Annotated in this window: 26 protein-coding genes; 1 reads left to right on the forward strand and 25 read right to left on the reverse strand. The window is 40.0% G+C overall.

Annotated elements, in window-relative coordinates; translation table 11 throughout:
• Positions 1 to 100: 100 nt before the first annotated feature.
• The 10 genes from panD to BMMGA3_RS10220 all read right to left on the reverse strand — a co-directional run bounded on the left by panD (position 101) and on the right by BMMGA3_RS10220 (position 8,003).
• Entirely contained in the window at positions 101 to 484 is a 384-nt protein-coding gene (panD, locus tag BMMGA3_RS10175; protein WP_004435223.1) for an aspartate 1-decarboxylase, read from the reverse strand.
• Positions 485 to 496: 12 nt separating this feature from the next.
• Entirely contained in the window at positions 497 to 1,348 is an 852-nt protein-coding gene (gene panC / locus BMMGA3_RS10180) for a pantoate--beta-alanine ligase (protein WP_004435226.1), read from the reverse strand.
• On the reverse strand, positions 1,345 to 2,181 hold the full coding sequence (panB, locus tag BMMGA3_RS10185; protein ID WP_004435228.1) for a 3-methyl-2-oxobutanoate hydroxymethyltransferase: 837 nt from the start codon (positions 2,179 to 2,181) through the stop codon (positions 1,345 to 1,347). The genes panC and panB overlap by 4 nt, the downstream gene beginning before the upstream one ends.
• 226 nt (positions 2,182 to 2,407) lie before the next feature.
• Positions 2,408 to 3,397, reverse strand: a complete 990-nt coding sequence (locus BMMGA3_RS10190; protein ID WP_004435232.1) for a biotin--[acetyl-CoA-carboxylase] ligase — start codon at positions 3,395 to 3,397, stop codon at positions 2,408 to 2,410.
• Positions 3,382 to 4,578 (reverse strand): CCA tRNA nucleotidyltransferase, encoded by a 1,197-nt coding sequence (locus BMMGA3_RS10195; protein ID WP_004435235.1) that lies wholly within the window; start codon positions 4,576 to 4,578, stop codon positions 3,382 to 3,384. The genes BMMGA3_RS10190 and BMMGA3_RS10195 overlap by 16 nt, the downstream gene beginning before the upstream one ends.
• Positions 4,562 to 5,716 (reverse strand): N-acetyl-alpha-D-glucosaminyl L-malate synthase BshA, encoded by a 1,155-nt coding sequence (gene bshA / locus BMMGA3_RS10200; RefSeq protein WP_004435237.1) that lies wholly within the window; start codon positions 5,714 to 5,716, stop codon positions 4,562 to 4,564. The genes BMMGA3_RS10195 and bshA overlap by 17 nt, the downstream gene beginning before the upstream one ends.
• Entirely contained in the window at positions 5,713 to 6,429 is a 717-nt protein-coding gene (gene bshB1, locus BMMGA3_RS10205) for a bacillithiol biosynthesis deacetylase BshB1 (protein WP_004435240.1), read from the reverse strand. The genes bshA and bshB1 overlap by 4 nt, the downstream gene beginning before the upstream one ends.
• A gap of 4 nt (positions 6,430 to 6,433) precedes the next feature.
• Positions 6,434 to 6,841, reverse strand: coding sequence for a methylglyoxal synthase (gene mgsA, locus BMMGA3_RS10210; RefSeq protein ID WP_004435242.1), 408 nt, complete (start codon positions 6,839 to 6,841; stop codon positions 6,434 to 6,436).
• A gap of 15 nt (positions 6,842 to 6,856) precedes the next feature.
• Complete coding sequence (dapB, locus tag BMMGA3_RS10215) at positions 6,857 to 7,657, reverse strand: 4-hydroxy-tetrahydrodipicolinate reductase (protein WP_004435244.1); 801 nt, start codon at positions 7,655 to 7,657, stop codon at positions 6,857 to 6,859.
• Positions 7,658 to 7,670: 13 nt separating this feature from the next.
• On the reverse strand, positions 7,671 to 8,003 hold the full coding sequence (locus BMMGA3_RS10220; protein WP_004435247.1) for a nucleotide pyrophosphohydrolase: 333 nt from the start codon (positions 8,001 to 8,003) through the stop codon (positions 7,671 to 7,673).
• A 209-nt stretch (positions 8,004 to 8,212) separates the two neighbouring features.
• On the opposite strand from BMMGA3_RS10220, the gene BMMGA3_RS10225 reads away from it, so the two are divergent.
• Positions 8,213 to 9,085, forward strand: coding sequence for a YitT family protein (locus BMMGA3_RS10225; protein WP_004435250.1), 873 nt, complete (start codon positions 8,213 to 8,215; stop codon positions 9,083 to 9,085).
• 27 nt (positions 9,086 to 9,112) lie between these two features.
• On the opposite strand, the gene BMMGA3_RS10230 is transcribed toward BMMGA3_RS10225, so the two are convergent.
• From BMMGA3_RS10230 to hisC, 15 genes are all read right to left on the reverse strand, one after another.
• A complete protein-coding gene (locus BMMGA3_RS10230) occupies positions 9,113 to 9,787 on the reverse strand; it encodes a zinc metallopeptidase (RefSeq protein WP_004435253.1) in 675 nt (224 codons plus the stop codon).
• A 126-nt stretch (positions 9,788 to 9,913) separates the two neighbouring features.
• Entirely contained in the window at positions 9,914 to 10,708 is a 795-nt protein-coding gene (ypjB, locus tag BMMGA3_RS10235; protein ID WP_004435257.1) for a sporulation protein YpjB, read from the reverse strand.
• A 76-nt stretch (positions 10,709 to 10,784) separates the two neighbouring features.
• Positions 10,785 to 11,381, reverse strand: coding sequence for a lipoprotein heptaprenylglyceryl N-acetyltransferase LhaT (locus BMMGA3_RS10240; protein ID WP_004435259.1), 597 nt, complete (start codon positions 11,379 to 11,381; stop codon positions 10,785 to 10,787).
• A gap of 80 nt (positions 11,382 to 11,461) precedes the next feature.
• A complete protein-coding gene (locus BMMGA3_RS10245; protein ID WP_004435261.1) occupies positions 11,462 to 12,229 on the reverse strand; it encodes a menaquinol-cytochrome c reductase cytochrome b/c subunit in 768 nt (255 codons plus the stop codon).
• Positions 12,230 to 12,290: 61 nt separating this feature from the next.
• Complete coding sequence (gene qcrB / locus BMMGA3_RS10250; RefSeq protein ID WP_004435263.1) at positions 12,291 to 12,965, reverse strand: menaquinol-cytochrome c reductase cytochrome b subunit; 675 nt, start codon at positions 12,963 to 12,965, stop codon at positions 12,291 to 12,293.
• Positions 12,966 to 12,968: 3 nt separating this feature from the next.
• Entirely contained in the window at positions 12,969 to 13,475 is a 507-nt protein-coding gene (locus BMMGA3_RS10255; protein WP_034669236.1) for a QcrA and Rieske domain-containing protein, read from the reverse strand.
• Between the two features lie 141 nt (positions 13,476 to 13,616).
• Complete coding sequence (locus BMMGA3_RS10260; RefSeq protein ID WP_004435266.1) at positions 13,617 to 14,087, reverse strand: YpiF family protein; 471 nt, start codon at positions 14,085 to 14,087, stop codon at positions 13,617 to 13,619.
• A 149-nt stretch (positions 14,088 to 14,236) separates the two neighbouring features.
• Positions 14,237 to 15,496 (reverse strand): group II intron reverse transcriptase/maturase, encoded by a 1,260-nt coding sequence (ltrA, locus tag BMMGA3_RS10265; protein WP_003347278.1) that lies wholly within the window; start codon positions 15,494 to 15,496, stop codon positions 14,237 to 14,239.
• Complete coding sequence (locus tag BMMGA3_RS17430; RefSeq protein ID WP_003347276.1) at positions 15,438 to 15,623, reverse strand: hypothetical protein; 186 nt, start codon at positions 15,621 to 15,623, stop codon at positions 15,438 to 15,440. Before BMMGA3_RS17430 ends, ltrA begins: the two co-directional genes overlap by 59 nt.
• A gap of 461 nt (positions 15,624 to 16,084) precedes the next feature.
• Positions 16,085 to 16,633: a ReoY family proteolytic degradation factor gene (locus BMMGA3_RS10270; RefSeq protein WP_004435270.1), complete on the reverse strand. Its 549-nt coding sequence runs from the start codon at positions 16,631 to 16,633 to the stop codon at positions 16,085 to 16,087.
• Positions 16,634 to 16,677: 44 nt separating this feature from the next.
• Positions 16,678 to 17,940, reverse strand: a complete 1,263-nt coding sequence (locus tag BMMGA3_RS10275) for a tetratricopeptide repeat protein (protein ID WP_004435272.1) — start codon at positions 17,938 to 17,940, stop codon at positions 16,678 to 16,680.
• 13 nt (positions 17,941 to 17,953) lie between these two features.
• The gene (locus tag BMMGA3_RS10280; RefSeq protein WP_004435274.1) at positions 17,954 to 18,856 is read right to left on the reverse strand and encodes a hypothetical protein; all 903 of its coding nucleotides are present in this window, start codon (positions 18,854 to 18,856) and stop codon (positions 17,954 to 17,956) included.
• A 127-nt stretch (positions 18,857 to 18,983) separates the two neighbouring features.
• A complete protein-coding gene (aroA, locus tag BMMGA3_RS10285; RefSeq protein ID WP_004435275.1) occupies positions 18,984 to 20,273 on the reverse strand; it encodes a 3-phosphoshikimate 1-carboxyvinyltransferase in 1,290 nt (429 codons plus the stop codon).
• A 27-nt stretch (positions 20,274 to 20,300) separates the two neighbouring features.
• Positions 20,301 to 21,407: a prephenate dehydrogenase gene (locus BMMGA3_RS10290; RefSeq protein ID WP_004435277.1), complete on the reverse strand. Its 1,107-nt coding sequence runs from the start codon at positions 21,405 to 21,407 to the stop codon at positions 20,301 to 20,303.
• A 15-nt stretch (positions 21,408 to 21,422) separates the two neighbouring features.
• Entirely contained in the window at positions 21,423 to 22,517 is a 1,095-nt protein-coding gene (hisC, locus tag BMMGA3_RS10295) for a histidinol-phosphate transaminase (RefSeq protein WP_004435279.1), read from the reverse strand.
• Positions 22,518 to 22,582: the final 65 nt, after the last annotated feature.

The following is a 22,582-nucleotide window of genomic DNA, read 5'->3' on the forward strand; positions in this document are numbered from 1 at the left end:
CAAAGCAACGGTATCATAAAACAGGAAAAAGAAAAAGGTCAATTCCGAAAAAGTTTATTAAGGTTTAAAGATAAGAAAGAAACCCCCTGTAAATAGGGGGTTAAAGAATTGTTTTTTCCGGTTCAACGTGAAGCAGTTCGACAATTTTATTTTTTTCATCCATAATGGCCACTTTCGGTTTATGCGTCTTTACTTTTTCTTCAGGAACCAATACATAAGAAATAATAATTACAACATCGCCTTCCTGAACAAGACGGGCAGCTGCCCCGTTCAAACAAACAACGCCGCTTCCTCTTTGTCCGGGAATAATATATGTTTCAAAGCGGGCTCCATTATTATTGTTCACAATTTGGACTTTTTCGTTTGGAACCATTCCTACGGCATCCAAAATATCTTCGTCTATTGTAATACTACCTACATAATTCAGATTTGCTTCTGTTACTCTAGCACGATGGATTTTTGCATTCATCATGGTGCGAAACATTACATCTTCCTCCTATTCATTCACTGTAACGATCATATTATCGATTAAACGTGCCCGGGAAAACTTAACAGCTAGAGCAATAATTATTTTTCCTTGAATCTTTGATACTGGTTTTAAATCCGGATATGAGTAGATTTCAATATAATCAATAATTCCTGATGTTTGGCCGGAAATATGCTGAGCCATCGAAGAGATAATTCTCTCCGGATCCCTAACTCCTTCGTTGATCATATGTTCCGCTAATTTTAAACTTTCGTATAAAGCCGGAGCCTGTTTTCTTTCTTCCGGAAGCAAGTTGACGTTTCTTGAGCTTTTTGCCAAGCCGTCCTCTTCTCGAACGGTCTCAACAGGCACCAACGTGATCGGGAAATGAAAATCATGAATTAATCCATCTACGACCGCAACCTGCTGTGCATCTTTCATTCCGAAATAAGCACGGTCAGGCAACACAATGTTAAACAACTTTGTCAACACTGTGGCAACTCCATCAAAATGGCCAGGACGCGATCTTCCGCAAAGAACCTCTGTACGGTCTTGAACAATGACTTTAACAGACGGAGCGCCTGGATACATTTCGTTTACATCCGGGTAAAAGAAGTAATCGACACCACTGTCTTCTGCTGCCTTTTTATCGCGCTCAAAATCTCTCGGATAGGCTTCAAGATCTTCTGAAGGTCCAAATTGAAGCGGATTGACAAATACGCTTAAAACAACAATATCATTCTCTTGCCTCGCTCTCTTTATCAATGCCATATGACCTTCGTGCAAATACCCCATTGTCGGTACAAAGCCAATTGATTTTTGGTTGTTTTTTTCTTGAATGATTTGTTTTTGCATTTCAGCGATTTTCGTTATGACTTTCATTGTTTTCCTCCATAAAGGGCTGACAGTTCTTCTTCTTTCATTGAAAAACTGTGGCTGTCCTCAGGGAATGCACCTAATTTTACTTCAGAAACGTATGCGCTGAGGCCTCTTTCCACAAGTTCATTTACATTCGCATATTGTTTTACAAATTTCGGAACCCTGTCGATCCCATATGTTAATACATCATGATAAACAAGAACCTGGCCATCACATTCCGGACCTGCCCCAATTCCAATAGTCGGTATGGACAGTATGCTTGAAATTTCTTCCGCCAGCTGTTTCGGAACACATTCCAAAACGAGAGCAAACGCTCCGGCCTCTTCAACCTTCTTGGCATCATCCATTAATTTTCGGGCAGCTTCCGCACTTTTTCCCTGAACTTTGTAACCGCCAAGTACGCCAACAGATTGTGGTGTAAGCCCGAGGTGGGCGACAACCGGGATCCCGGCTCTTGTCAGCGCTTTGATTTTTTCCGTTACATCATCGGCTCCTTCGAGTTTAACTGCATGGGCTCCCGTTTCCTGTATGAGCCGCGCCCCGTTCAAAAGTGTATCACGGACAGACAAATGATAACTCATAAACGGCATATCAACGACAATAAACGTATTCGGTGCTCCTCTTTTTACGGCTTTGGCGTGATGGATCATATCTTCAAGTGTTACAGGCACAGTAGATTCGTATCCTAGTACAACCATTCCTAAAGAGTCACCGACTAAGATCATATCTACCTCAGCTTTTTCGGCTTGTTTCGCAGAAGGATAGTCATAAGCCGTCAGCATGACAATTTTTTCTTTTGAAGTTTTCATTTTAAGAAAATCAGTTGTTTGCTTCATTTTTCTTCCTCCTTTTTTAAAAAGAGGCGATAAAACAATACAAAAAGGATCCTTTCAAAAGGCAGAAGGATCCCGTTGCAAGCAATCAATTATTGTTTCATCCCTCTGTCCCGGTCCTTATTGGATCTAGGCAGAAATATGCTTAATGAAAAATAAAGATAAGGTGCAGTTCTTGTAAGATACTGCCCAGTGTGATTATAACAAAATGGTGTCCCTGTGGCTATTATTATATTTTTCCGGATAAATCAATATCAGCAGAGAAAACGTGATGCACATTGCCGCTTTCATCTTCAATCATTAAAACACCTTCATCAGTAATCCCTAAAGCTCGTCCAGAAATATTGCCTGACAATGTTCTGGCGACAATCTCTTTACCGATACTAACGGCGTAGCTTTCCCACATAAGCTTGATCGGATAAAATCCTTTTTCCAAATAAAGCAAATATAATTTTTCGATGTTGGAAAGGACTGCTCTTATTACAGCAGGCCTTGAGATGTACTCGCCTTTTTCTATTGATAGTGAAGTAGCAATTGAGCGAATATTTTCCGGAAAATCATCAGTTTTTTGATTTACATTCATGCCGATGCCGATGATAATCGTTTTGACTCTGTCTGCTTCTGCTTGCAGTTCTGTCAAAATACCGGTTACTTTTTTCCCGTTTATTAAAATGTCATTCGGCCATTTAATTTGCGGCGATAAAGCTGTTATTTCCTCAATCGCTTGAACAACTGCAACAGCTGTCAAAAGAGTAAGCTGCGGCGCATTAGTAGGCAAAATATTTGGCCTTAAGATCACGCTCATCCAGATTCCGGAATATTTTGGTGAATACCATTTCCGGTCCATTCTTCCCCGCCCTGACAGCTGTTCTTCAGCGAGAACGACTGTTCCTTCGGGCGCTCCATCATAGGCAAGCCGATGAGCAATTTTTTGGGTAGAATCGACACTTTCTTCGTAATGTATTTGCCGTCCAAGAAATTCAGTTTTTAATCCAAGCCTGATCTCGTCTGGTATAATGTTTTCAGGCGTTTTAACAATCCGGTAACCTTTTCTTCTAACCGCTTCGAGAATAAATCCCTCTTTCCTAAGATCTTCGATATGCTTCCAGACTGCTGTCCTCGAACAGCCAATTAAATCTGCTAAATACTGGCCGGACAAGAATTCTCCTTCTGCATGTGTAAAGGCATCAAGCAGTTTCTTTCTCAATTCTGATTGCACTTGATTACCCACTCCTTTATCTTTTCTTTCTGATTCAAAAGCTCCCTGTTAAGCACTGCATTTTCAATTTTTTGAAAAAGTTCTTTTAACCATGGCCCCCCTTTTCGATCCAGCCACTTCATAAGATCATTGCCCGATACTTGCAACTCGGATCTATCTTTAATTGGTAGACTGTCATAAGCTTCAATCCATTTTTCCCCTAAAGCAAGACCATTTCGTGTTATTACATTTAACACATTTTCTGTATGGATAATCACTTCTTTCTTCGCTTCGAAAAGCTGTCTGTTCGACCATTCTGACTCGAGCCTTGAAGAAACATAGTGAACAATCTTTTGTATCATTTTTATTTTCTTTACAGGGAGCTTCCACTTTCTTAAGAACTCTTCGATAGATTCATTTTTCAATCCGAGCCTGTATATTAATAGCACCCACATTTCCAGAGCGGAAAGACGATCAAACGGATCTTGAAGCATCTTTTCCAAATCGTTCCGGCTATTCTCAAGTCCCGGAAGGTACAAGAACATCTCCGTTTCGATCATTAACTTTAAGGCCTCTCTCCTATTTACACCCTTTAACAGTTTCTCAAACTCTACAGTTTTTCTTTCAACGGCAATTTCCTTTAATAAATATTTATTTTCTGTCAGGGCTCTTTTTGTTAATTCTTCAAGGGAGAAAGACAATTGGCTGACAAAACGGATCGCTCTCATCATTCGTAAAGCATCCTCGCTGAATCTTTCTTGCGCGATCCCGACCGTTCTTATCCGTTTTTCACGAATGTCTTTTTGGCCGTCAAAAGGGTCAATTAATTTTCCCTCTTTGTCCATTGCGATTGCATTCATTGTAAAATCACGCCGCTTAAGATCTTCATTTAATGACCGGATGAACGTAACGCCGGCCGGCCTCCGAAAATCCTCATATTTATCTTCCGTACGAAAAGTTGTTATTTCATATTGTGTTCCATTATAAATGACAAGTACTGTTCCGTGCTCAATTCCTACATCAACTGTTTTCTGGAAAATCTTTTTTACTTCGTCCGGTGTTGCCGATGTTGCGATATCCACATCCTCTATCGGCTTTTCAAGGAGGTAGTCTCTTACACATCCTCCGACAAAATATGCCTCAAAACCGGCATTCTCAATCATTTCTAGTACAGGTTTTGCTTTCTCAAATTTGTGTATCATCATTTTCACCTGTATTCAGTAATCTAAAATAGATTTCTTCATAATAAGAGACTGCCTTATCTGCATTGAATTTCTGTTTCACCATTTCAATTGAATGATCTGAAAATCTTTTGTGCAGAGCGGAGTTTGTTAAGATTTGCATCGCCTTTTCAAAGTATTCATCAATGTTTCCCAGTTCACAAATAAATCCGGTATATCCGTCTTTAATAACTTCAGGAATGCCTCCGACATTTGTTCCTATACACGGAACCCCGCAGGCCATAGCTTCAAGTGCAACAAGCCCAAAGCTTTCCTTCGTAGATAAGAGCAGCTTCAAATCACTTATTGAATAAAGTTCTTGCAAATTTTCCTGTTTGCCTAAAAAAAGAACTTTGTCATTTAAACCGAGATCCTTCACCAGTTTGCTTACAACCGTCATTTCAGGCCCGTCGCCAACAAGAAGCAGCTTCGCAGGCACTATTTCCGCAACTCGAGCAAATGTTTTTACAACATCAGGAACGCGCTTTACCGACCTGAAATTAGAAACATGTATCAACACTTTTTCATTTGGCTGAATACCGTAATCCTTCCGCAAATGGTTCGAATCAACCTTTTTATATACGCGTTCATCGACAAAATTATAAACGGTTTCAATCTTTTTATCTGGCTTTAATAAATCGTATGTTTGTTCCTTTAAAGCATGAGACACTGCTGTAACAGCATCCGATTGTTCGATGCCAAACTTAATCGCATCAGCTAGGGAAGGATCATAGCCAAGAACAGTAATATCTGTTCCATGCAATGTCGTTACAATTTTTAATTCTTTTTTGCACATTTGTTTTGCTAAAATTGCACATACAGCGTGGGGAATCGCATAATGAACATGAAGCAAATCTAATTGTTCCATATTAACAACTTCTGCCATTTTACTTGCAAGAGCAATATCATATGGCGGATATTGGAACACCGAATATTGATTTACTTCCACTTGATGAAAATAAATATTGTGGTACATTCTTTTCAAGCGGAAAGGAATCCCGGAAGAGATAAAATGGATCTCATGTCCGCGTTCCGCCAAAAGCTTGCCTAATTCTGTTGCGATTACACCCGATCCCCCAACAGTTGGATAACAGGTAATCCCAATTTTTAGTTTTCTCATTCTTTATCCCCTATTAAATCATGATTTATGAGAATTGGTCTTGCAGTTTTGAATCCTTCGGCAAAGGCTACCCCTGCCTCTTTGCCAAACATTCTTTCTCTAGCTTCAACCGCTTCAATATATCCGTTAACAAGAGGTGTTTCAAAGCTTTCATTGCTTTTTACAAATTGGCTTTCATACGCATGTAGTGCTGCCATTTTTTTATCAATAAAATCAGAAATATCGATGACAAAATCAGGAACATGAAATCCGTTGATCATATAGTAAAAAACATTTGCCACCCTGTGGGGTTCAGAATTTTCTTGAGTTTCAAACTTTTTAATTCCTGCAGAAAAAACCGCCTCCTTAACAAGGCGGGCACAATTACTGTGGTCGGGATGGCGGTCTTCAAAATAAGGGGCAAAAACAATTTTCGGGCGATAGCGGCGGATGACATTCGCCACTTTCTTTATGTATGATTCAGTGAGAAAAATTCCTCGGTCCGGTATATCTAATGTTTCTCTCACACTTGTCCCAAGGATTTCAGCTGCCCTGTTCGCTTCGGTCCGGCGAATATCAACCGTTCCATTGGAAGACAGTTCAGCTTTTGTTAAATCACATATTCCAATTTTATACCCTTTGCTTGCATATTTTGCAATTGTCCCTCCCATCCCGATTTCCACATCATCTGCATGGGCGCCAAATGCCAGTATATCCAAATATTGCAATTCCATTCTTCTATTCACCGTTTTCCCTTACTATATTTCTCCAATCCAAGTCACCGCGTTCAAGGCCTTTGATCAATATTTCAGCTGTACCCATATTTGTGGCAAGCGGGATTGAATAGACATCACAAAGGCGGACCAGCGCAGAAACATCTGGTTCATGAGGTTGAGCAGTTAACGGATCTCGAAAAAAGAAAACCATGTCCATTTTATTTTTTGCAATCATTGCACCAATTTCTTGATCTCCTCCAAGCGGTCCGGACTGGAAGCGCACAATTGAAAGGCCGGTAGCCTCGTTAATTCTTCGCCCTGTTGTTCCGGTAGCAAATAAACAGTGTTTGGAAAAAATATCTTGATACGCAGTAACGAAACTGACTAAATCATCCTTCTTTTTATCATGAGCAATTAATGCGATATTCACCATCCCACCCCATTCCTATTCAATAATGTTTTCTAAACCGTAAACAAACGTATCAATTTTTACAACAGTCTCAACAGCAAGCTTCACTCCAGACATAAAAGATGCACGATTATACGAATCGTGGCGGATCGTCAAGGTTTGGCCGTCAGATCCAAACATCACCTGCTGATGGGCAATTAATCCCGGCAAACGGACAGAATGAATATGCATTCCTTCATAATCGGCACCTCTTGCACCGCTGATTGTTTCTTTTTCATTTGGATGCCCTTGCTTCTTTGTTTCTCTCACTTCGGCGATCATCTCAGCTGTTTTGACTGCAGTTCCCGACGGTGCATCCAATTTTTGATCATGATGCAATTCAATGATCTCAATATCTTGAAAATACTTTGCTGCCATTTGTGAAAATTTCATCATTAATACAGCCCCGACCGCAAAGTTTGGAGCTATGATGCAGCCAAGTTTCTTTTCCTCACAAATTTCTTCAAGTTCTTTTAATTGCTCTTTCGTAAAACCTGTCGTCCCAACTACAGGCCGCACTCCGTACTCGAGCGCCGTTTTCGTATGATAATAGCCTACTTCAGGCGTCGTCAAATCAATCAAGACATCTGCACCTGTCTCCTGCAAGCATTTTTCAATATTTGTATAGACAGGTGCATCAAACCCTTGAAAACCTTCCAATTCAGAAAGATTTTTTCCGTCATTTTTATTGTCCAATACTGCTGCCAATTCGAAATGTTCTGTCCTCCCGACAAGATGGACTGCTTCCCGGCCCATTCGTCCTCGCGGGCCTGCCACAATAATTTTTACAGTTTCCATTTTTTCATCTCCCTTACTCTTCAATTCTTGTCCAGCGGTCTTTATCACGGATTTGAAATTTGTTCATAACAAGGTTATGTGCTTCTTCTAAATCGATATGTAAAGAGTTGGCAAAGCAAATAAGAACAAACAGCATATCCCCTAGTTCTTCCTCGATAGTCCGTTCTTTCTCTGTTGCCTTTTTGGGTTTTTCCCCGTAATAATGATTAACTTCCCGGGCGAGTTCCCCTAATTCTTCTGTCAATCTTGCAAGCAGCGCAAGCGGGCTGAAATAGCCTTCTTTAAATTGCCCGATGTAAGCATCAACTTCTGCTTGGACATCTTTTAATGTTTTTGAATTACCCATGTTTTCACCTCACAGTTCAATCAGTGCAGCTGGTTATTTCTTCTTTCATGTTAGCCTAAACATGCTCATTTTTACAAATATTTTTGATTTAACATATTACACTCTTTGGATACCGGAAGAATTTTGAATTACATTGCTAATATAATTGATATTTTATATAATTAAAACGCTTTGTTTAAGGAACAAAAAGGAAAAAGGGGGAGTGTCTATTGTTTTTTGGCTTGAAACTTAAAAATATCCTCTTTATTTTACTAGGTGCAGCCATTCTTTCATTTGGAATTGTTAATTTTAATATGCAAAATAATTTAGCAGAGGGCGGATTTACCGGTATCACATTATTATTATATTTCCTGTTTCATTGGGATCCGTCATATACAAATTTAATATTAAATATTCCTCTTTTTCTTATTGGATGGAAGCTTCTTGGAAGAAATGTGTTCTTATATACGCTTATCGGGACGATCAGCGTTTCAATCTTTCTCTGGATTTTTCAGCGTTTTCCGTTATATATGCCTCTTAATAATGACATGACGCTAGCTGCCTTGTTTGCTGGTGTGTTCATCGGAATAGGTCTCGGCATCATCTTCCGGTTTGGCGGCACAACTGGAGGCGTTGATATTATTGCCAGGCTGGCCCACAAATATATAGGCTGGAGCATGGGGAAAACAATGTTTTTGTTCGATGCAGTTGTTATTACTCTTTCGCTCGTCTTCTACTTGACGTATCAAGAAGCTATGTATACATTAGTAGCAGTATTTGTAGGAGCTCGTGTGATTGATTTTATGCAGGAAGGCGCCTATTCAGCCAGAGGTGCAATAATTATCTCTGATCACAGTGAAAAGATTGCCGATAAAATAATGAAAGAAATGGATCGGGGAGTTACAGTTTTAAGAGGACACGGTTCTTTTACAAAGAAAGAACGGGAAGTACTCTATTGTGTTGTTGCTAAAAATGAGCTTGTTAAGCTGAAAAATGTCATTATTTCGGTTGATCCACACGCCTTCGTGTCAGTCAGCGTTGTCCATGATGTACTAGGTGAAGGGTTTACACTTGATGAAAACAAAATGCCGCTGGAAAGATAAAAACCGCGCAAAAGCATGCGCGGTTTCTTATTCATCTCTCGTCATTCCTGTAAAAATTAATACTAAGCGAACTAATTCAAGTACAGCAACTGCGGCTGCAGCAACATAAGTTAATGCTGCTGCCTTCAATACTTTTCTCGTCTCCCGTTCTTCATCATTGCGTATTACACCAAGTGAAACGACTTGATCCATTGCCCTGTTTGAGGCATTAAATTCAACTGGAAGAGTAATAACTTGGAAAAGCACGGCTGATGCCATAAAGATAATCCCTAATAGCAACATTCCGCTCAAATGAGCAAAAATCCCGATCATAATAAGAATCCAGGCAAAATTGGAACCAATATTTGCAACAGGGACAAGCGCATGGCGAAAACGCAAAAATGCATAGTCCTGCTCGTCCTGTATAGCATGGCCCACTTCGTGCGCAGCAATCGCAGCAGCTGCAAGAGAATGCCCATGATAGTTGGCAGAAGACAATCTAACCGTTTTCGTGCGAGGATCATAATGATCACTCAAAAATCCTCCTATTTCCTCTACACCAACATGATAAAGTCCATTCGCGTCTAAAATCTTTCTTGCTACATCAGCACCTCTCATCTGTGTTGACGAAGGAACTCTTGAATATTTTTTATATGCTCCACTCACTTTCAGTTGTGCCCAAAGAGGTACGAGTATAATGACCGCGAAGTAAAGTAAATACATTTTTAACCTCCATTTTTAACTTATGATGTAGATGTAGTTGTAAATAGTCCCGTAAAATAGCAAGTAAACTTTGTTAAAAATGATGCTTTGCTTACAATTTTATTGTAATGATTGCAATGAGAATGGTCAATCTTTTAGCTCTCTTGACCGATTTCTCTCCTTTTCACGGTCACCTTTATATTTTCTCCAGCCAACGTAAGTCAATGTAAGAATAATAATACTTCCAGTTGAAATCATTACCCACCAGAGGGACGGATCGGCATCATCTTCATTCGTCTCATCAAAAATCTTTTGCAAATCTACTTGTAAGGCCTCAAGCTCCTGCCGACTTGAAACCTGTGAAAGCACTTGAGGACGAAATTGGTCTAAGAAATTTATACGTGCATCAACTTTTTCCATTCTTTCAGGTGGAACATCAAGTCTCATGCTCGGGTAGACAACTTCATAAAGAGATAAAAATGAATTCAGATTAGAATTAAAATGTTCACTGTCCCCGTTATATACAGATTTTTTCACGTTCTTAAATGCAGACATGATCGGTCCTTCCATTTCTGTCCACAAAGGCTGATGGTTGGAAGTAACAGCATCAACAACAAGCCGGAACTTCGTTACCTGGTTTAATCTCTCTTCATAAGTCATAGTCGGACTTACAGATGCTTCAATGGCATCTTTATGAGCCACTGTTACAATTCTTAACTCATCCATTGAAAATGAATGTTCTTTAACAGTGAACGGTAAAAATTGTTTAGAAAAATATTTCAATAATTTTTCGGCTTCGTGATATTTTTGTAATTTTACCATTTGTAAAGCTTCATCTGAAATTTCATCAAGCTTATTTTTAGGCGACGTTTGTTCTGCAAATACTGTGAATGGCGGCAGCAGGAAAACAGTCAGCATGATTATGGCGGCAATTGCTCTCATTCTTGTCCCCCCTACAATATCTAATAAAATGTATGTGAGGTTGGACAAGGTTAGACCAAAATTATCAATGACCGATTTATGACTTTAATTCTAATGTAAACCTGCGGGGCCTCATACAAAGAAAATAAGCAAGGAACAGTGATGCAATACTGAGCCAAAACGTAAAGTATCCAATTTCTTGCGAATATAGTTGCAAAACTGGATAACGAGGCATTTGAAAAAACACATAGTCAATTATTTCATTGTGAAGCACCCAAATTCCCGTAATAACTAGATGACGCATTTTAATCCGATAAAACGGTGCATATAACACTCCTTGAATGGCCATTCCTAAATGAGAAAAAATCAGCATATACGCCACAAAATCCAATTCACCTTTTACGATGTAAACCAATAAATTCATGACAACTGCCCAAATTCCGTACTTAAACAAAGTTACCATTGCCAAAGCTTCAAATAAAGGCCAGTTTTTATTCAAAAGAAAAGCGATAAGTACAAAAACAAAAAACAAGCTGGCTGTCGGACTGTCCGGAACAAATGGCACGAAAACCGCAGGCGTATCGACGAGCTGCCATTTATACCAATAGTATCCATAAATCGTACCCGCAATGTTAATGAGAAGCAACCCCCATAAAACAGTTCTGTTTGCTAAAACCGGATAAATCCACTTCATCATCTTTCCTCATTTCAGTATGTATGAAACACTCTTATCATTATGAAAAAAGCTGGCAAAATGCCAGCTTTTTTCATTGATTATTTACTTTGAAGACCTGCAATGAACTCTGACAGTTTTTTCAGTTCATCATCAGTACCTTTAAAAATACCGGCAGGCATGTTGCCTTTACCATTTTTAGCTATTTTAGCTACCTCTTCAGGTTTCAAACCGGTATCAATAAGGGCAGGTGCACCGGCGCCGCCTGATAATTCAGCGCCATGGCAGTTAATACAGCCTTTAGCTTTGTAAATTTTGTATCCTTCTGATTCCTTATCAATATTAACTTGAGCTACAATCTTCCCTTGCCGCTCTGCAGCTTTCCAGTCGTGGTGTGCAGCAGCTTGCCAAGTTAAGAAAACCATTGAAGCCAAAGCTAAAAGCATAAATCCAGTTGCCAAAGGGCGTTTTGACGGACGGCGCTCAGGACCTCTGTCAATAAACGGAGCCAACAACAGCGATCCGAAAGCAAGTCCAGGAATGACAATCGCACCAATAACATTATACGGACCGGATGCATATGTGTATTTTAATAATTGGTATAGAAATAAGAAATACCAGTCTGGCAGTGGAATGTAACTTGTATCAGTCGGATCAGCAACCCTCTCTAATGGAGAAGGGTGAGCAACTGTCAGACACAAATACCCAATGAGGAAAACTGCACCTACCATCCATTCTTTCAGAAGAAAGTTAGGCCAGAAAGCCTCAGTCTTTCCAGGGTATTCCGAATAATCCTTCGGAATGTTAGGCTTGCGTTCCGCGGGAACACGGGAGTCTCCTACGAACTTCATACCTTTTCCACGATGCATCGAGCAATCCCCCTCCTTTTTTCAAAAAATCGGACAATCTTATTTCGTTTCTTTGATCGGCTTACAGAGGACCAGAAATTCCTTGTCTGCGGATCATTAAGAAATGCGCAGCCATCAAACCAAGTAATGCAGCCGGCAGGAAAAATACGTGAATCGCAAAGAACCTGGTCAGCGTTTGTGCCCCGACGATATGCTCATCACCGGCAAGCAAAATTTTCACATACTTACCAATAAGCGGAACGGATTCCGCAATCTGCAAACCTACTTTTGTCGCAAACAGAGCTTTCATATCCCAAGGAAGCAAATATCCTGTGAAACCTAAACCTAACATAACGAAGAAAATTAAAACTCCGACAATCCAGTTTAGTTCTCGAGGTTTCTTATAAGCTCCTTGGAAGAATACGCGAAGCGTATGTAAAAACATCATTACGATAACCAAACTTGCTCCCCAGTGGTGCATTCCGCGAACAATCTGGCCAAATGCAACTTCATTTTGAAGATAGTATACAGATTGCCAAGCATTTTTAATATCTGGTACATAATACATCGTTAAAAACATACCAGAAAGGATTTGAATCACAGTTACGAAAAACGTTAATCCGCCGAAACAGTAAACAAATGCTGAAAAATGGTGTGCTGGGTTTACATGTTCCGGAACTTCATGGTCTGCAATATCGCGCCACAAAGGCGTAATATCTAAACGTTCATCGACCCAATCATATATTTTGTTTAACAATCATTACGCCCCCTTCCGTGGTTTTGCTTTTCCGATTTGCAAGTAGCCGTCCTTTATCCGATATTCATACACATCAAGCGGTGCTGTCGGCGGAGTGCCTGGTACGTTGGTGCCGTCTTTTGTGTATCTGCCGTAGTGGCACGGACAAAAGAATTGGTTTGGATGTTCCTTGTCCTTATTCCAGTCAACAGTACAGCCTAAGTGTTTACATATCGGAGAAAGAGCTACAATTTCACCTTTCTCATTTTTATAAACCCAAGCTGTATTTGTTACTTCGGATTCATACCAGGCATCCTTTTGTTTAAATGAGAAGTCAACACGCGTTGGTTCACTGGTAATATCACTTACCTTTTTGTCAGTCGGCACGAAATTATCGCCCGCTCCGCCTTTTAGAAGCGGATCAACTGCAAAACGAACCATTGGCATTAACATCCCTGCAGCCATGAAACCGCCTACACCTGTTAGTGTATAACTCAGGAATTGACGTCTTGTAACTCGATGCTTGCTCATGCTTTTCCCCCCTCTATCATGAAAATCAGTCCAACGGACATATTTCAACACATATAAAACTAGGACATAACCATGATATATCATTAATTACACAAGGTCAATATAGTATTATTCTGAAAAAAAGGCAAGTGTACTCAACACTCACATTTCTTCATTTTCGCGCCATTTTTGAATAAAAATATTTAACAATTGCTTGACCTGCTCTTCTAAAATAGACGTTTTATATTGCTCATCCATATTCTCAAGCGGCAATGAAGGAAGCCAGATTAACGGACCGTTTAAATCATTTTCACGCGTTTTCCATTGCGAATCCGATGTTACATAAAAAACATGTTTGAATCCTTTTTGAAGAATTTTTGTTTCCCAAACTTTTAAATGTTCCACAAGCTTGTCCTCTTCAACGCTTTTTAAATACGAAAAACCCGGAAGAAGCAACAGCCTGCCTTTTAACTGCCTTTCCAACTGAATGCTTAATATTGTTATAAATTCAGTCATCGAAGCAGTTTGCTTCATATCCTCATCAAAAGAAACAGGCAAAAGAGGCAAAACCGCCGTATCAACATATTCTTTTGCCTGCAAATACATATCAATGTCTTGCGGTACCCATTTCATTATCTACACTCCAATCTTCACGAAATCCTTCTTTATCATATCATTTTCATCAACCGGGAGAAAACAATATCGAAAATCGAGTAGGAGGGGGTGACTAACCCCCGACCTCTCACACCACCGTACGTACCGTTCGGTATACGGCGGTTCAATTAAGTATGACGTAGAAAATGATATCTCTCGAATAGACTTCTTAACCCTTGTTGACTCCAGTAGGAGTTATCGAGGGTTTTGTGTAGAATGGGACTGCAGGCAATCCGCCAGTATTTCTTGCGTGTATTGCCCCACTCGATTGCTTTATGACTTGGAACACCTAATGCTCTAAGTTTCCGAATTCTTGTTTTCGGCGTTTTCCACTCTTTCCATAAACACATTCGAAGTCTTCGTCTTATCCATTCATCAAATTCTTTGAACTTGCTTGGTGTATCTGCCAAGGCAAAATATCCACACCATCCCATTAGGTACATGTTCAGTTTCTCAATTCTTTCCTCCATTCGATACGGTTTGGATCTGGATGTGATTTCACGGATCTTGTTCTTGAATCGTTTCACACTTTCTTTCGCCATCCGTATCTTGGGTGTTTTGTTTGGTGTAAAGCTAAAACCGAGAAACTTCCGTTTCCAAGGACGGTCTACCGCCGATTTCTCTTTATTTACCTTGAGCTTTAATTCCTTCTCGATAAAGTTAGTAATGGAGTTCATGACACGAATTCCTGCTTTCTTTGTTTTCACGTAGATATTACAGTCATCCGCGTACCGTACAAATTTATGTCCACGTTTCTCAAGTTCCTTGTCCAACTCGTGAAGCATGATGTTTGATAATAGTGGACTAAGCGGTCCACCTTGTGGCGTTCCCATGTCTGTTTCCATTACCACTCCATTTATCATCACGCCTGATTGAAGATACCGGCGGATTAACTTAAGTAAAATCCGATCTTCGATCGTTTTCGCCAAGATCCCCATCAGTTTGTCGTGGTTCACCTTGTCAAAGAATTTCTCTAAGTCTATATCGACCACCCAGCGATATCCTTCTTTGATATAGCCCTTTGCTTTCCTGACCGCGTCATGTCCTCTGCGGCTTGGGCGAAAGCCGTAGCTATGTTCAGAGAAGGTCGGATCGAAGATTCTCGTTAACACTTGGGCGATCGCTTGTTGAATGAAACGATCAGTCACGGTGGGGATACCTAGAAGTCTTACTCCGCCGTTCGGTTTCGGGATTTCGACTCGACGAACGGGTAAGGGTTTGTAGGTTCCCTCTCTTAACGACTGTCGAATGGAGTCCCAGTTTTCATAGAGGTGTCTCCGTAGGTCTTTTGCGGGCATGCCATCTACTCCGTGACTTCCTTTATTCTGTTCAACTCGTTTTAATGCCGTTAGGAGATTTTCCCGTGACAAAATCAGTTCCATCAACATAGATATCCTCTCCACGTGAACGAATCCCTCTATTTGTGCCATCTTCTGCTCCACCCTCTTGAAGTCCCCCGTGGGATTCACCACTTCCTCCTTCAAGTAAGTCCTGCCGGATTGTCTGCTTCAACACAGAAGATGAACGCGTAGTGTTTCGTTCTCCTTAATTGTTCGGTCCTTCCTCTTTCGTCTCGAGCTCGAAAGAGTACTATGACCTCTGCTGACTTCTGACTGCTCAGCTATCTATCGCTAGATAGGTTACCAAGATTACTTGGCGTGCCAGTCAGATCTCCCCGGGTAAGAGTGTAATCTTTCCTTCCATCTATCTGCTTCATTTACTCTGTATCACCTTCGGCAGAAAGGGCTTTGTTTTGTTTTGCAAACTCACCCAGTGATACCTAGCCTTATATGAAGTTCGTATTCCTCAGACCGGAAGTTTGCCGTCCGCTTCCTTCAGATTCCGCGTTACCACGGACACCCTTGCGTTATGCTAACTGCTACTTCTGCCTTCACAGCTCGGGACTTGCACCCTATAGATTACACCCATGCCGGGCGCACAAAAGCAAAAAAGGCGAGCTGTAATAAGCCGCCTTTTTACAATTGTTTCTTTAAATTTTTCAATTGAGTGGTAAGCTGTTGAAACGCCTCTTTATCCTGCTCATCAAGAGCTTGATCAATCAGCTCAAGCAACTTTTCCTCTTGAAAGCGCTGAATGCTTTCCAAAAGGAAGCGCTCTGCAATGAGCCGGTCTTTTTCAGTTATTTGCAGTTTTTTCGGCATATACGGATTTTCTTCCAGTACTGCTGCATACTGAGGGGCCTTAAAAGATGCATGAAAATTTAATTGAATATATATTTCCTCGTCCCGGTTTAAACGGATATCATGGAATGATTTCTCTGCATCTGTAGTCATGACGTTTTCTTTATAGAATCGGAATGGTACTTCATCTACACAGTGGGTGGACATTACAAGCCCTCTTGGACAAAATTGTGCTTGTTCAACAAAATGAACCTTTTCCATTAGTTGGTCATGGCTCATTAAATAGTTTAGAATCCATACGCACTCTCTTCGTTTTAGTTGATAATGATTTAAAAACCAGCGAATAAATTCTTTTTTCTCGTTGACAGAAACAGGGGCCGTCATATTAATTCCCTCCTCTGCATGATTACTTTCTTAGAAAGCAAAGTTTAAAATTCATCTTGTAGGCGTTCCAGAATATCAAGGTACTCATCATTGGTTGGATCATTTTTTGCTAATTCACTAAAAATTTCGACGGCTTTAGCTCGTTTTCCTTCTTCCAATAAAAAATAGCCGTAATCTGATAAAAAATCTGGATGGTTCTTAAAAAAAGTATATGCGAGTTCATATTTGTTTAATGCCTGTGAATAATCTTCAAGATGCTGAAGGGCTACAGCTTCATCCCAAATGATCTGCGGCTCCTCTTCCCCTTGTGCTTCCAAAGATCTTGCAATCTCAAGTACATCTTCATATCGATTCTGTTTTAACAATAGTTTATTTAGAGTTAATGCTGCCTCGATAAAGCCAGGGTCAAGGGAAAGCGCTTCTCTCAAAAACTTTTCAGCTTCTTCTTCATCGCCAAGCTTTAACGCCAATTTCCCGCCGTAAAAGAATAGATCTTTGTTGAATTCATCATATTTTATTCCTTCTTTTACTGTTTTTAGACCGCTTTCAAGCTCTCCTTCTCTTTCGTACGCTTTTGCCAAATACAAATATAATGAGTGATATTCAGGATCCAATTCTTTTAATTCTAAAAACTTTTCGATTGCGGTCTTATTAAAACCAGCTTGAAGCGCGGTAAAAGCGTAGCCAAAAAGGGCATCAATTTCAAGTTTTTCATCCATTGCTTTTTCATAAAATGGAAGCGCTTCTTCAAATGCTCCTGAAGAGCTTAACATTTCAGCTATACGGCGGTGTATATTTACTCCGGCAATTTCCGTTTCCGATTGTAAAACAGCTTCATAAGCCTTAATTGCTTCATTTAATTTTCCTTCTTCGGCATACAGCTCTCCGAGGGCAAAATCAATAACAACTTCATCCGGAAGGATGCGTTTCGCTTTCAGCAATTTTTGTTCACTTACTTCGTAAAGACCATTCATTTGATACAAATCAGCCAACAGTAAAAGGGACTCGGGATAACTTGAATCTTCTTCGCTGATTTTTTCAAGCAGCAAAATCGCTTTCTCCTCATCTCCTAGCTCTATATGGACTTCAGCCAGCATGACAAGAAGTTCTCCTTCATCAGGGTATGTTTCCAGCAGATTCTCAAGCAATCCCTTTACTTCCTCAAGGAAACCGAATTGAAATAAATCTTCTGCAAGAGTAAATTTTTCTTCGTCAGACCCTGTGTTCAATATTTCTTTGTAAAGAGTTAATGCTTCTTTATGTCGACCGTTTTCTATTAAAGAGATGATTCTTTCAACCTTATTCATTTATAAATCCTTTCTAACCGGAAATATAGTATGACGGAGTTTTTACGGTAACCTCTTCACCAAACCCCGGCCGATAAAATACATTGCTGCCTGCTCGGATTACATTTCCTTTGTGAACTGTTACAAGCAGTCTATGATTATGATAATGAAACAAATCCAATTCTTCAATCATTGTGAATTTCCGGCTGTTTAAATATAAATTATAACTGACTTCCCCGCCGTGATGTAAGGAGGATTTTATTGGATAAATGCCGGTTTTTTTTAGGACTGAAAGCGAAAGAGGCTCATGTTCCGTTAGTTCATGATCGATAAAAGATATCTTCTCCTGTTTCATCAACTGTGACCAGATGATTTTTGCCTGGTTTCTTTCCCTTGTGCAATCACTTTGAAAAACAGGAATAAGCGGACTGTTGTAAGGAAACATTGCTTCGCGAATCCAGCCCCATGGGATAGTAGATAGCTCGTCCATGTTCGTTATTTCAATAAATAAGGCTGGAATCCTTTCTTTTTTGCATTGTCTAATAAGATTTGCGGTTAGAAGGTTTAACGGCAGTTTAACCCCCAATGAGTAGTCGATTGGACTTCCTGCAAGCATAGCCTTCATACGTTTCACTTTCTTTTTCAATTCGTATTCATAAGAGATTGATACTAATGTCAGAACAGTCGTACAGCCTTTCAGAATAAAATGGTTAATAAAATATTCCTTCATTGCCGGGAAAGGCTGATTAGCAGGAAGGTTTGGATCAAAAAAAACATATGAAGGAGTCATTAAATATGAGCCTAGATCCATTTGCATAAACTGAAATTTGTTAAAAGTCTTTTTAACCGACACAACTTGTGATTTTTTCACGAGAAGGGAAGTTTTTTGAAGGTTTCCATTAGTTAACAGGTTTGCATTCGAAATAATATATGTCATAAAACCACCTCTTTACGGTCTTATGACAAGCTATGATCATTTTATGAAAATATGACTCTATTTTCATTATAAATGAAGAAGGTCTGACCCAAAAGGTTAATTATTTTCCTTTAGGGCCATACCTTCCTTATTTCATTACACTATATAGATCTTTAAAAAATCCAGGATAGGAAACAGAAATTGCCTCGTCTCTTTCTAGAAATACTTCATCTTTGCAAATAAGAGCAGCTACTGCAAGCATCATTCCAATCCGGTGGTCACCATGAGAGGAAACAATGCCGCCTTTCAAGTGCGATTTTCCATGAATGATCATACCATCGTCTGTCGCTTCAATGGATGCTCCTAGTTTAGCTAGTTCCCCTACAACTGTATCAATACGGTTCGTTTCTTTCACTTTCAATTCATGGGCGTCCTTAATAACTGTCGTTCCTTCTGCCTGTGTAGCTACTAGGGCGATAATCGGAATTTCATCAATAAGGCGAGGCAAGATATCCCCTTTTATTTCGACGCCCTTTAAGTTTGATGTTTTAATGATAATATCACCTGAAGGCTCATAACCCTCTGTATCATGAGGCATGACGGTTATATCTGCCCCCATTTCTTTCAAAACATCAATCATACCAGTCCGCGTTGGATTTAACCCAACGTCCTTAAGCAACAGTTCACTGTTAGGCGTAATCGCGGCTGCAGCCAAAAAGAAAGCCGCTGACGAGATATCTCCTGGCACCTCTACCTTTGACGCAGTTAAGCTCTGGCCGCCTTTTATCCTAACAGTAAGTCCGCTTTCTTCCACTTCTCCGCCAAATTGGCGAATCATCCTTTCGGTATGGTCTCTTGTTTTCGATGGTTCAACTACAGTCGTAATACCCTCTGCTTGAAGGCCTGCTAGTAATATCGAAGATTTTACTTGCGCACTGGCTACAGGCAAATGATAATCTATGCCCGTTAAGTTTCCTCCTCTAATTGACAGAGGAGTAAACTCTCCGCCACAGCGGCCATCAATGTCTGCGCCCATCATTGCTAGGGGTTTTGCAACCCTGGTCATCGGTCTTCTTCCAATGGATTCATCTCCGATTAATGTAGCATGAAAAGGTCTTCCGGCTAAAACCCCCAGCAATAAGCGTATAGTTGTACCTGAATTACCCACATCAAGAACGTCTGCAGGTTCCTTCAATCCATCAAAACTGTTTCCAACTATTTGCAATTGGTTCCCTTTTTGCTCAATGGAAACACCGAGCTTGCGAAAACACGCAATCGTACTCAAGCAGTCATCACCCAAAAGAAAATTCGTTACGGAAGTTGTGCCTTTAGCAATCGCTCCGAACATGACAGAACGGTGCGATATCGATTTATCTCCCGGAACTTTCACGGAACCTGTCAAACCGCTTATGCTTTTGTCTAAACGACGAGCTGCCACTTCCTTAACCTCCTTTGTTAATGAAATTTATAAATCGGTGGAAGTTTCATAATTGGTATAATGCCGAATGCACTTTTCGGCTCTCATTCTGTCTTCCTCCGTTTGAAAACTAATGACAAGGACTCCGTAAATTTCTTCTCTCGTTTCTAATATGCGGATATTTGTAATGCTTATCTCTTCTTGTGCTAAATAACCAGTAATCTCTGAAATGACGCCGGGATAGTCGGGGACATCAACAAATAAATCATAAAATGCCGGGATCGCCCCTTTTTCTTTTTTCGGCAACTCATCGCGGAATTGCTTGGCGCTTGAAAAATAATTAAATATTTTTTCATGATTGCATTCCTCAAGCATTTTTTTTACTCTTTCCATTTCTTCCTTCCACTCTTCAAGCAAATGAAGAAGAATAGATCGATTATGGAGCAAAATATCCCTCCACATTGCCGGGCTGCTGGAAGCAATCCGGGTAATATCACGGAATCCCCCGGCTGCCAGCCGGGGAATCAACTCCTGATTCCTGCTTGAACGGTAAGCCTGATGAACAAGGGACGCAGCAATAATATGTGGAAAATGACTGACTACACCAGTTAAGTAGTCATGCTGTTCAGGCGAGAGAATAAGAAATTTTGCATTTGTTCCTCTAAGCCACTCTTTTAACTTCAATATTTTTTCCTCAGGAGTATCTTCATCGGGCGTCAATAAATAAAAGGCATTTTCAAAAAGGATCTTCTTTGCGGCTGCAACACCGCTTTTATGAGAACCTGCCATTGGGTGCCCCCCAATGAAGATATAACCCTTTTCCTTTAAACAGGATGCTTTATTGATGATTTCAACTTTCGTGCTGCCTGTATCCGTGATAATAACTCCATTTTTCAAATCCATTTGGGCCAAAGAGTCGATAATTTCTTCTGCCTGGGCCACCGGTGTAGCAATCACAATTAAGTCTGCGTTCTTTGCTCCTTCTTCAATGGATTCGGAAGTTTCATCTACAACATGGAGCATTTTTGCTAGTTTACATTGCTTCTCACTTATGTCATAACCAATGACTGTTGATTTTGGATGCTTGTCTTTAATGCAAAGAGCAATCGAACCGCCAATTAAACCTAAGCCTATAATAAATGCGCGGCCTTCCAAAAAATCACCGCCTATTTAACTAGTTTTTACTGCTAAGAACTGTTTCATAGCTTCAATTACGCCTGCATTTTGTTCTTTTGATCCGACTGTCACTCTTACTGATGTCGGAAATCCAAGAGGTTTTCCTGATCGAACGATATACCCTTTTTCAAGTAAAAATTGAAAGACTTCATTCCCGTCTGTCTTAAAGTCAATTAAAATAAAGTTTGTTTGAGAAGGGTAGTAATCAAGATTGCTTTCCTGGCAAAACTGATAAAATTGCTCGAGACCTTCTCTATTTTTATGTTTACAAAATTGAATAAACTCTTGATCTTCCAATGCTGCAATGGCAGCTTTCTGGGCAATTGTATTTACATTAAACGGCTCTCTTGCCGGTTCCAATGCCCGAATGACTTCAGAAGCCGCAATTCCGTATCCAATCCGCAAACTGGCAAGTCCATAAATTTTTGAAAATGTCCTTAAAACAATGACATTTTCAAACTGTGAAACCAGTTCATTGACATGATAACCTTCGTCTGCTACTACATACTCATTGTAGGCTTCATCAAGGACAACTAAAACATCCTTAGGAACCTTTTCTAGAAATGCGAAAAGTTTATCTTTTGGAATATACGTCCCAGTCGGATTGTCAGGGTTGCATACCCAGACGACTCCGGTATTTGCATCGATTCTTGACAGCATTCCTTCTAAATCATGATGTCCATTCGCTAAAGGAACCTCTCTTATTTCAGCACCTTCAATAATTGCATTATGTTTGTACTGCGAAAAGGTAGGCACGGCCATGACCGTATTCACGCCTTTTCCTAAAATTGCTCTTGAGATGATTTGAATAAGATTATCCGAACCGTTCCCAAGTATTAATTGCTCAGGTGCTACTTTATAGAAAGCTGCAAGGCTTTCTCTTAAATCAGTGGCATAACCATCAGGATAGATCGCAAAAGAAATGGGAGCATTTTTTAAAGCTTCAGCCACTTTTGCCGAACATCCAAAAGGATTTTCATTTGAAGCAAGCTTAACAATATTCTCGAGGCCGTATTGTCTTTTTACTTCATCAATCGATTTTCCAGGCTGATAAGGAGTTAGAGTTAGTAATTGCTCTTTCCATTTCATCAAATTCACCTCTTTTAAACACTTTTGTGTATTATCATATTAAAGTATAAAAGTTATTTTAGAAA

The organism is Bacillus methanolicus MGA3, assembly GCF_000724485.1.
GTDB classification, from domain to species: domain Bacteria; phylum Bacillota; class Bacilli; order Bacillales; family Cytobacillaceae; genus Bacillus_Z; species Bacillus_Z methanolicus_A.